This window comes from Olsenella sp. CU969 (assembly GCF_905219715.1).
GTDB lineage: Bacteria > Actinomycetota > Coriobacteriia > Coriobacteriales > Atopobiaceae > Granulimonas > Granulimonas faecalis.
Map to the genome: position 1 here is coordinate 1 of NZ_CAJMXC010000077.1, position 9,302 is coordinate 9,302.

Sequence of the window (9,302 nt, forward strand, 5' to 3'; positions counted from 1 at the left end):
CCGGCGCGGCCCTCACCGGGGCCCCCTCCCTCGACCCCGCCTTGGCCGCCGACATCTCCAAGAACCCCTACAAGGCGGACTTCCCGCTGTTCTCCTGCCACCCCGGCCTGTACTTCCTCGACTCCGCGGCCACGGCCCAGCGCCCCGCCGCCGTCATCGACGCCCAGGCGGACTTCTACCGGCAGATGAACGCCAGCCCGCTCCGCGGCCTCTACGAGCTCTCGGTGCAGGCCACCCAGCTCATCGACGAGGCCCGCGTCAAGGTGGCCCGGCTCATCGGGGCCCCCGACCCCCGCGAGGTGGTGTTCACCCGCAACGCGAGCGAGTCGCTCAATATCGCGGCCAGCTGCCTGGGCAGGCTGCTGCTCCGCCCCGGCGACCAGGTGGTCATCTCCGTCATGGAGCACCACTCCAACCTCATCCCCTGGCAGCAGGTGTGCGCCGAGACCGGCGCCGAGCTCGTCTACCTCTACCCCGACGCCGAGGGGCACNTCTCCGACGGGGAGATCGAGGCCAAGGTCGGGCCCAGGGCCCGCATCGTCTCCGTGGCCCACGTGTCCAACGTTCTGGGCGTGGAGCTCCCCGTCCGCAAGATCTGCGACCGCGCCCACGCCATGGGGGCGAAGGTCGTGGTGGACGCCGCCCAGTCGGTGCCCCACATGAAGGTGGACGTCGAGGAGCTGGGCTGCGACATGCTCGCNTTCTCGGNCCACAAGGTATTCGGGCCCATGGGCATCGGGGTGCTGTGGGGCAGGATGGGACTCCTCGAGGCCATGCCGCCGTTCCTCACGGGCGGCGAGATGATCGACTCCGTCACCGAGACCGAGGCCGTCTGGGCGCCGGTCCCCGAGAAGTTCGAGGCCGGCACCCAGGACGCCGCCGGTATCGGGGCCCTCGGCACCGCCACGGACTACGTGGAGGCCGTGGGTTACCCGGCNATCCAGGCCCGCGAGGAGGCCCTCGTGGGCTACCTCACCACCCGGCTGGCGGAGCTCGACTACGTGACCGTCTACGGCCCCGAGGACCCGCACGAGCGCCACGGGGTCGTGGCGTTCAACGTGGAGGGGATCCACCCCCACGATGTCTCGAGCCTGCTCGACAGCAAGGACGTGTGCATCCGCGCCGGCCACCACTGCGCCCAGCCGCTGCTGCTGCGCCTGNGGGTGGAGAACACCAACCGGGCCTCTCTGGCCTTTTACAACGACAAGTCAGACATCGACGCCCTCATNGACNGGCTCGAGTTCGTANGGGNGGTCTTCAATGGGAGCCGCTGACCTGTACACGCCGGCGCTGCTGGAGCACGTCTCGCACCCNGACTACAACTACGCCATCGAGGACGCCACCTGCACCCACGAGGGCATCAACCCCAGTTGCGGNNACGACCTCGTGCTCCACGTCAAGGTGGGGGACGACGGCACCATCTCCGAGGCCAGCTGGACCGGCACCGGCTGCGCCGTGAGCCAGGGCTCGGCCGACATGATGAGCGACCTGGTCCAGGGCAGCNCCNCCGAGGAGNNCCGGCGCCTGTNCTCGCTGTTCGGCCGCATGGTGCGNGGCGAGGAGCTCTCCGCCGACGAGCTCGACGAGCTCGACGAGGCCACCTGCCTCGAGTCCATCTCCCACATGCCCGCGCGCGTGAAGTGTGCCGAGCTGGCCTGGCGCACCCTCGACGAGATGCTGTCCGNGTCCGCCGAGGGCCCCACGACCACCGAGGAAGCCNGACATGGCCGTCATCTCCACCAAGGGGCGCTACGCCCTGCGGGTCATGGTCGACCTCGGGTGCCACGCCGGCTGGGTGTCGCTGGGCGACATCGCCGAGCGCCAGCAGATCTCCCGAAAGTACCTCGAGCAGGTCATGGCGCTGCTGACCAAGGCGGGCTTCGTGGACANCCAGCGCGGCAAGGGCGGCGGCTACCGCCTCTCCCGCGACCCGTCCGGGTACACCGTGGGCTCCGTGCTCCGTGTGGCCGAGAACGGACCGCTGGCGCCCGTGGCATGCCTTGACTGCAGCCACGGCATGCTATGCGAGCGCGCGAGCTTCTGCCCCACCCTGCCGCTTTGGCAGGAGCTCGGGCAGGTGATGTCCGCGTTCCTGGACTCCAAGACCCTCGCCGACCTCCTCGGCGACGACCGCGACTCCGTCCTGGAGGCGTTGGAGGGCGGCTGCGAGGGCCGCTGAGCGGCCCCGGGGGCGGCACCGGCCGCCCCGCGACAGGCACCTGACCCCGAAGGGGGCGTCGCACGGGATGCGGCGCCCCCCTTTCCCATGGGCCGGCGTGGGCAGGGACACACCGGTTCTCCACCATGCTTGGATNAGTTTAAATACATTGAGATTTTACCGCGAGGAACCCTTGCGGAATCTGCGGTCCCCACGTTAATATTTGCATATATTTAACCTAAAAATTGGAAAATGGTTTCGCCTGTTCTCATTTTCCATTGTAGCACATGGTTGATTACCTGTGCGTATTCAGCACAGGAGGGAATGGAGGATNTNNAATATNAGAAGAACGATGATCGCATACGTGGTCTTTGGGGCGCTGGCGGCAGCCATCGTCCTCCTCGGTGCCGGGACTGTGGCGGCGGCGCGCGAGGCATCGGCCACGCAGCCGGTCGACGTGGCCGTGGAGCGCTTCTCCAAACAGGACCTGAGCCACCGCGACGTGGACCGAGTCTACTACGCCTCCCGTTTCTACCTCGCCATGACCTGGNACGCCTCGGNGGCCGGCCAGGGGCTCCGGGCCGGTGACCACTTTGACGTGACCCTCCCCGACCAGATGCGGTTTCCCGAGGACAGCGCCGCAAGGGACTTCGACCTCTACGGCGAGGACGGCGCGACCGTGGTGGCGCGGGCCCACGTGGACCCGGACCCGGAGGGCGGCGGGACCGTGCGGATGACGCTCACCGACTGGGTGGAGGGCAGAAGAAACGTCAGAGGGTCCATCTACCTGGCGGCCTCGTTCGTCCGGAGCCGGCTGAACATGGACGGCCGCAACACCGTCCAGGCTACGGTGGGCGACAAGGTGACGTCCATGGAGGTCGAGGTGTTCGGTGACCGCGACATCCATGACGAGGTGCTGGCCAAGTGGGGATCCCCCGACACCGGCTCCCCTACCGCCAGCTGGACCATGCGCATCAACCGCCGGGGCGCCGACCTCACGGGGGCGCGGGTTGACGACTCCCTGAGCGAGGGGTCCGGCGGCGACACCTACGTGCCGGGCAGCTTCGTGCTCCGTCAGGTGGAGATGGACGCCAAGGGGCGCGTCACCCGCGTGGTGCGCACCGTGGACCTCGCCGGGCGCCTCTCCACGGCCCCGGACGGCCGGTCCTTCTCCCTCGACCTCGGCGACCCGGCAGCCTCGCTCGTCGCACTNGNGGCGGCAGCNGGGNATCGGNGACGNTCNTGCTCTNGNGAAAGAGGCGGTGACCGGCCGAGGGCGTGAGTAAGGGATCCCGCCTGTGTGGAAAGGGGCGCCGCAGCGGCTGCGGCGCCCCTTTCCTTGGTGGCAGGGTCCACGCGACGAGGCGAGGCGGCCCCGGCCCGGGCGGGCGCAAGGCACCGTGCNGGACCGAGACGCCCGGTCGCCCGGTCGGCCCGCCTATCGCCCGTCGGTCATCCTCCCCACACAGGAAGGCACCCCGCAGGCCGGGGCCTGCGGGGTGCCGATGGGTCGTTCCTGCGGGACTTGCAAGCCCCTTACGCCCTTACGCGGGCCAGCCACCCCTCCACTGGCCCGTGCCGCCGTAGAGCGGGCGCAGGGAGACTCCCACGCGCTCGTTGCCGGCATCGATGATCATGCCGTTGCCGGCATAGATGCCCACGTGGCCGGGATGCCACACGAGGTCGCCGGGAAGCAGCTGGCTCACGGGCTTCTTGGCCGTACGGGCCGCCTGGCTCTCGGAGTAGTGGTCGAGGCTGATGCCCGCCTTGGAGAAGCAGTACATCGTGAAACCGGAGCAGTCGAAGGCGCGGCCCGCGGGGTCGCAGGCACCGTAGACGTAGCGGCTGCCGATCATGGAGTAGGCGGCGTCGAGTACGGCCTGGCGGGCCGAGGAGCTGCCCGAGGGCTTGGAGGTGCCTCCCCCGTTGGAGCCGCCGTTGTTGCCCCCGTTGTTGGAGGTGCCTCCCCCATTGGAGGTGCCGCCGCCGTTGGAGGTGCCGGCGTTGTCGAGGGCGTCGTTGACGGTGGCCGCCACCTGGGCCTGGCCCTCGCTGGCGGCCTGGGACTGCTCGGCGGCGCGGGCCTGCTCCTCCTCGGCGAGCTTGGCCTTCACGTCGGCGTCGAGGCCGTTGACGTAGCTCTCGGCCTCGGAGACGGAGGCGGAGAGCTGGTCCTGCTGGGCCTGCTGCTGGCCGAGGAGGTCGGTCTGGTCCTGTTTCTGCTGCTCNAGCTGGGTCTTNGNGGCCTCGAGGCTCACCTTCTGGTTCTCGAGGGAGGCCTGGAGGTCCTTGGTGGCCTNGATGTCGCCGGCCTGCTGCGAGCTGATCTTGTCGGCGTAGTACACGCGCGAGACGAAGTCGTCGAAGCTGCCNGAGTTGAGGACGATCGACAGGAAGTTGACGCCACCGGTCTTGTAGTCCTGGGCCACGGAGTCGCCGAGCCTGGCACGGCGCTCCACGAGCTCGGCNTCCTTGGCCTTGATGTCGGCCTCGGTGCTGGCAATCTTCTGGTTTGACTCCTCGATCTGGGCCTCGGTGTTGGCGAGGTTCACCTTGGTGCCGTTGAGCTGCTCGGAGATCTGGCCTGCCTGGTCGTAGAGGGAGTCGAGACGGGACTGGGCGGCCTCGAGCTTGGCCTGGAGGTCGCCGGCGGTGTCGGCCAGGGCCGGGGACGACACGAAGAANCCCACGGTGCCGGCCACGAGGGCCGCGCCCACGAGACCGCAAACCTTGGTCTTGAGATTCATAACGCCTCTCTAGGAAGGGTGCATGGCTGCCGGGAGANGGCGGCACGCGCCGTTGCCCGTTCGAGCCATTGTATCAACCGGCCGCGACGGGGCTCCAGGGGNACGGCACGCTTCATAATTGAAAAGTGGCTTTGCNGNAACCGCGGGCAACGCAGAGGTCCCCTCTTTTCACCTTGATGGAAGCCCACAAAAAAAGGGCCGACCCGAGGGTCGGCCCGACAAGACGGCAGGGTGCCGAGGGGGGCGCTAGTTCCAGCCCTTGNCGGCAGAGNCGAACTCGCGGATCTTCTCCTCGGTCTTGGCCTGGATGGCGGCGGTGCCGGGCTTGAGCATCTTGCGGGGGTCGAAGCCCTTCTCCTTCTCCACGCCGCCGTCGCGGACGTATTTGGCCACGGCGTCGGCCCAGACGACCTGGAGCTCGGTGTTGACGTTGATCTTGGCCACGCCGAGGTCGATGGCCTTGGCGATCTGGTCGGCGGGGATGCCGGTGCCACCGTGGAGGACGAGGGGCAGGTCGCCCACCTCGGCCTTGATGGCCTTCAGGACGTCGAACTGCAGGCCGGTCCAGTTCTCGGGGTAGAGGCCGTGGATGTTTCCGATGCCGGCGGCCAGCATGTCGACGCCGAGGTCGGCGATGGCCTTGCACTCGGCCGGGTCGGCGCACTCGCCGGTGCCGGTGATGCCGTCCTCGGTGCCGCCGATGGAGCCAACCTCGGCCTCGATGGAGATGCCCTTGGAGTGGCAGATGCGCACGAGCTCCGCGGTGTTCTTCATGTTGACGTCGAAGTTCTCCTCGTGGGAGCCGTCGTACATGACGGAGGTGAAGCCGGCGTCGATGCACTCGAGGCAGGCGTCGTAGGAGCCGTGGTCGAGGTGCAGGGAGACGGGCACGGTGAGGTTCAGGGCGTCGTACATGGCGTGCACGAGGGCGGAGACGGTCTTGTAGCCGGTCTGGTACTTGCCGGCGCCCATGGAGCACTGGATGATGAGGGGCGACTGGGTCTCNTCNNCCGCCAGCATGATGGCGTGGCACCACTCGAGGTCGTTGGTGTTGAAGGCGCCGACGGCGTAGTGGCCGGCGACGGCGTTGTCGAGCATCTGCTTGGAATTGACGAGCATGGTCGAACCTCCGTTGGTCGTGACCCTTCNAGGCGCCNGTGACGCCTGCCCATATGCCTTGATTATGGTCCTGAACNGCGCCGGACCAAGCCGGCATCGGGCCATTCACCGCGGCCACACGGTTTATCAGCCGATTTTGACGAAGTTGTACCGTCCCGAGGGTACAACCTCGACTTCCTTGGCGGACGGTGCCTACGTGCTGCGCATGAAGCTCTTGGTGGGCAGGTGCCTGCCCACGTGGCCCACCACGAGCTTGCGGCGCTCCTCGTCGAACAGGAAGTAGATGCGCAGGGCCCCGTCGGCGTAGTTGCCGGAGTTGCCCACCTTGACGTGGTTGGTCATAAGGCGGTCGNGCCCCTGGTAGCGNAAGGTGCGCGCCCGGCGGCAGCTCTCGATCTCCAGGGTCTCGCGGCTCTCGTTGGCCGCGTACTGGAAGCCCGTGCGGTCGCGGAAGTCGCGGCTGATCTGGACGTCGGCCTCCTGGAANTTGAGGGACNACATGACGTCGTGCATGGCGATGAGGGCCTCCCAGTAACGGTCGAGGTCGCCCCCGTGGTAGTTGGCGGCGGCCTCGAGGGCCGACGGCAGGAACTCCACCCGGTCCTGGAGGCCCGAGAAGAGCCTCACCTCCTCCACGAGGGAGTGCGGGATGGTGCGGATGGCGTCGAGGGGGCCGCTGACGGGCCCGAGGTCGATCTCGGGCTCCCGGNCCCGGAGCTGGGCGAGCTCCGCCCCCAGGCGCCGCACCTCGTTCTCGAGGCGGGAGACCTCCCNGGCGNGGTCCCGCTCGGCCCGGGCGCGGGAGGCGCGCTCCTGCTCCAGCTGGCGGCCCGCGTCGCGCACGGCGGCGAGCTCGGCGACGAGGTCGTCTATGCGGGCCGTGGCCGCCCGGGCCTCCCTGCGGGCCGACCGGGCGTCGGCCTCGGCGGCGCCGAGACGCTCGGACGCCAGGGAGCGCCCCTGGCCGCGGCCCCTCTCCAGGGCCTCCCGCTCCCTTCGGGCCCCCTCGCGGCGTTCCCGGTCGAGGGCCCGGGCCACGGCCTCCCGAGCCTGGGACGTGGCGGCCGCCGTGGTGCGGGCGAGGGCCTCGGACAGCGACGCCACCTTGGCCTCGAGCTCGTGGCAGCGGGCCTCGAGCAGGGCGATGCGGGCCGTGTCCCCCTGCCCCGCCCGGCGGGAGAACCCCTCGCGGAGGCGTTCGAGGTCTGCCCGGGCCGCGGCGGCCGCCTCCGACTCCCGGGGGCCGGTCTCCTGGGCCACGAGGTCCTCGGGCCAGGGCACCTCGAGGGGCGGCCTGCCGGGCGCCCGGAAAAGGCCGGCCTCGCAGGGGCCCGGAAGGTCGGGGCCCGCACCGGCCGGGGCGCCGCCGGGACGGGAGGCCGCGAGGGACTCCCGGATTGTCTCCAAAAACTTATCTGTTTCCATGTGATTGATTCTACCACGGCCGCGAACGGGGACGGCCCCCGGTGCCGAAGGGCGCCGGGGGCCGTCAGGGAACGCGCGGGGAAACGGGGGTCTCAGCGCCCGCGGCGCCGCCCCTCCACCACCGTCACGGCCCCGGCGCAGGCGAGGGCCGCCAGGAGCGCCCAGCCGTAGGTGGCCGCCTGGTCGCCGGTCACCGGAACGATCGCCCTCAGGCGCTGGGAAAGGGTGGCCCTGATGGGGCTCCCGGTCTGGGGCAGCGTGGCGCCGGGGGCCGGCCGAGACACCTCGGGGCGCACGCCGTCCGGGTAGGCCACCTCGGAGGAGGCCGCCGTGGAGGCGTCGAGGCTGCCGTAGATGCCGAGGAGGCCGCCGACCTCGCGCCGGTCGCCGATGGGGGCCGACCCGCCGTCGCGAATCACGCCCTCGGTGGCACCGGACGGGTCGGTGCCCAGGGCCGAGGCGGTGTTGGCGATGTCGGTGCCCACGGCCGCCTCCTCCACGAGGGCGTCGAAGACGAGGGTGACGGTCTGGCCGCCGTCGATGGCGCCCACGGCCACCGACACATCCCCGGAGACGGGGTTGTAGACGGAGTCGGGGCAGGACATCTCNACGCCGTCGGGGGGCACCAGCCTGAAGNTGCCGGACACCGGGGTGACGCCGGCGGGCATCTTGTCGTAGAGGGTCACGTCGTACCAGCGGGTCCANGGCTCGTCGCCGTTGGTGAAGGCCACGGTGTAGCGGATGGTGTCGCCCACCAGGACGGTGCCGGCCTCGCGACCGGAGAGGTTCTCAGCGGTCTTGGTGCAGGAGAAGCGGCTGTGGTCGGGGTCGCCGGGGACCACCTCGTGGACCACGTCGTCGATGAACGAGGGGTCCGTGGGGGCAACCTTCACCTCCTCGTCGTCGGGCACGGGCAGCCCGTCGCGGACCTGCTCCTCGGTCTCCTTCTCCGCGTCCTCCCAGGTCTTGTCGTGGTCCTCGGGGTTCCACGGACCCGGGGTCTCGGGCTCGGGCCCCACGGAGGGCGGGCCGTCGGGGTTCTCGGGGTCGGGGGTGACGGTGGCGGAGGGCTCGGTTCCGAAGGGGGTGGCCACGTTGCCCTCCACGTCCACGGTGAGGGCGTCGGGGGTGACGGTGCAGTCGAAGGTCACCGACGCGGACGAGACGCTCACGAGGTCGCCGAGGCAGAAGCCCAGCACCCTGGTGGCGGGGTCGAAGTCGCTGGAGAACTCCGTGAGCTCGGTGCCGTCGGCCAGGGTGACCCGCGCCGACCCCGGCACGTAGGCGAGGCCCACCGGCAGCGCGTCGCGCACGACGACGTTGTACCAGGCGCCGCCGGGAAGGGTGTTGGAGACGGTCACGGTGTAGCGGATGGTGTCGCCCACCAGGGCCACGGACTTGTTGGGGCGCCGGTCGTGGCCCGGCGTCACGTTGACGGCCTTCTTGGTGCTGACGATGTCGCCGTCGGGACGGGGGTCGACGTCGGAGGGCACCGGGACCAGATCGTGGTCGTCGCGGTCCTCGGGCTCGGGACGCATGTCGGGGGTGATGGGCACGGTCACCACCACCTCGACGCGCTCCGGGGTGCCGTCGGGGCCGGGGCGCTCCACGGTCACCGGGATCTTGACCTCGGTGGCCTCGGGGTCCTCCTCGAGCTTCTTGCGGATCTGCTCCTCGAGCTCCTTGGCGATGTCCTCGGGGGTCACCGGGTCGGGGTCGTCGCCGAAGATCACGACGCGGTCACCGGGTTGGATGGGCTCCCTCACGGGCGGAGCATCCGGGTCGTCGGGATCGTCGGGGAGCTCGGCCTCGTCGAAGGGGCTGCCGGGGACCACCGGGCCCACGGGCACCCC

6 protein-coding genes and 1 pseudogene are annotated in these 9,302 nt (G+C 70.0%); 4 read left to right on the forward strand and 3 right to left on the reverse strand.

What is annotated here, in order from left to right; translation table 11 throughout:
* The 4 genes and pseudogenes from JX283_RS07085 to JX283_RS07100 all read left to right on the forward strand — a co-directional run.
* Positions 1–1,274, forward strand: a 1,274-nt coding sequence (locus tag JX283_RS07085; RefSeq protein WP_370583430.1) for an aminotransferase class V-fold PLP-dependent enzyme, incomplete at its 5' end; no start/stop codon positions are given.
* Positions 1,261–1,668: pseudogene (gene sufU / locus JX283_RS07090) on the forward strand (Fe-S cluster assembly sulfur transfer protein SufU); the annotation flags it as partial. The gene JX283_RS07085 and the pseudogene sufU, both read left to right, overlap by 14 nt.
* 55 nt (positions 1,669–1,723) lie before the next feature.
* The gene (locus tag JX283_RS07095; RefSeq protein WP_204829947.1) at positions 1,724–2,179 is read left to right on the forward strand and encodes an Rrf2 family transcriptional regulator; all 456 of its coding nucleotides are present in this window, start codon (positions 1,724–1,726) and stop codon (positions 2,177–2,179) included.
* Between the two features lie 331 nt (positions 2,180–2,510).
* Positions 2,511–3,440 (forward strand): Ig-like domain-containing protein, encoded by a 930-nt coding sequence (locus JX283_RS07100; protein WP_204829948.1) that lies wholly within the window; start codon positions 2,511–2,513, stop codon positions 3,438–3,440.
* Between the two features lie 262 nt (positions 3,441–3,702).
* On the opposite strand, the gene JX283_RS08685 is transcribed toward JX283_RS07100, so the two are convergent.
* The 3 genes from JX283_RS08685 to JX283_RS07115 all read right to left on the reverse strand — a co-directional run.
* On the reverse strand, positions 3,703–4,905 hold the full coding sequence (locus JX283_RS08685; RefSeq protein ID WP_204829949.1) for a C40 family peptidase: 1,203 nt from the start codon (positions 4,903–4,905) through the stop codon (positions 3,703–3,705).
* A gap of 246 nt (positions 4,906–5,151) precedes the next feature.
* Complete coding sequence (fba, locus tag JX283_RS07110; RefSeq protein WP_204829950.1) at positions 5,152–6,024, reverse strand: class II fructose-1,6-bisphosphate aldolase; 873 nt, start codon at positions 6,022–6,024, stop codon at positions 5,152–5,154.
* Between the two features lie 1,517 nt (positions 6,025–7,541).
* A partial coding sequence (locus tag JX283_RS07115) for a DUF11 domain-containing protein (protein WP_204829951.1) occupies positions 7,542–9,302 on the reverse strand: 1,761 nt, incomplete at its 5' end.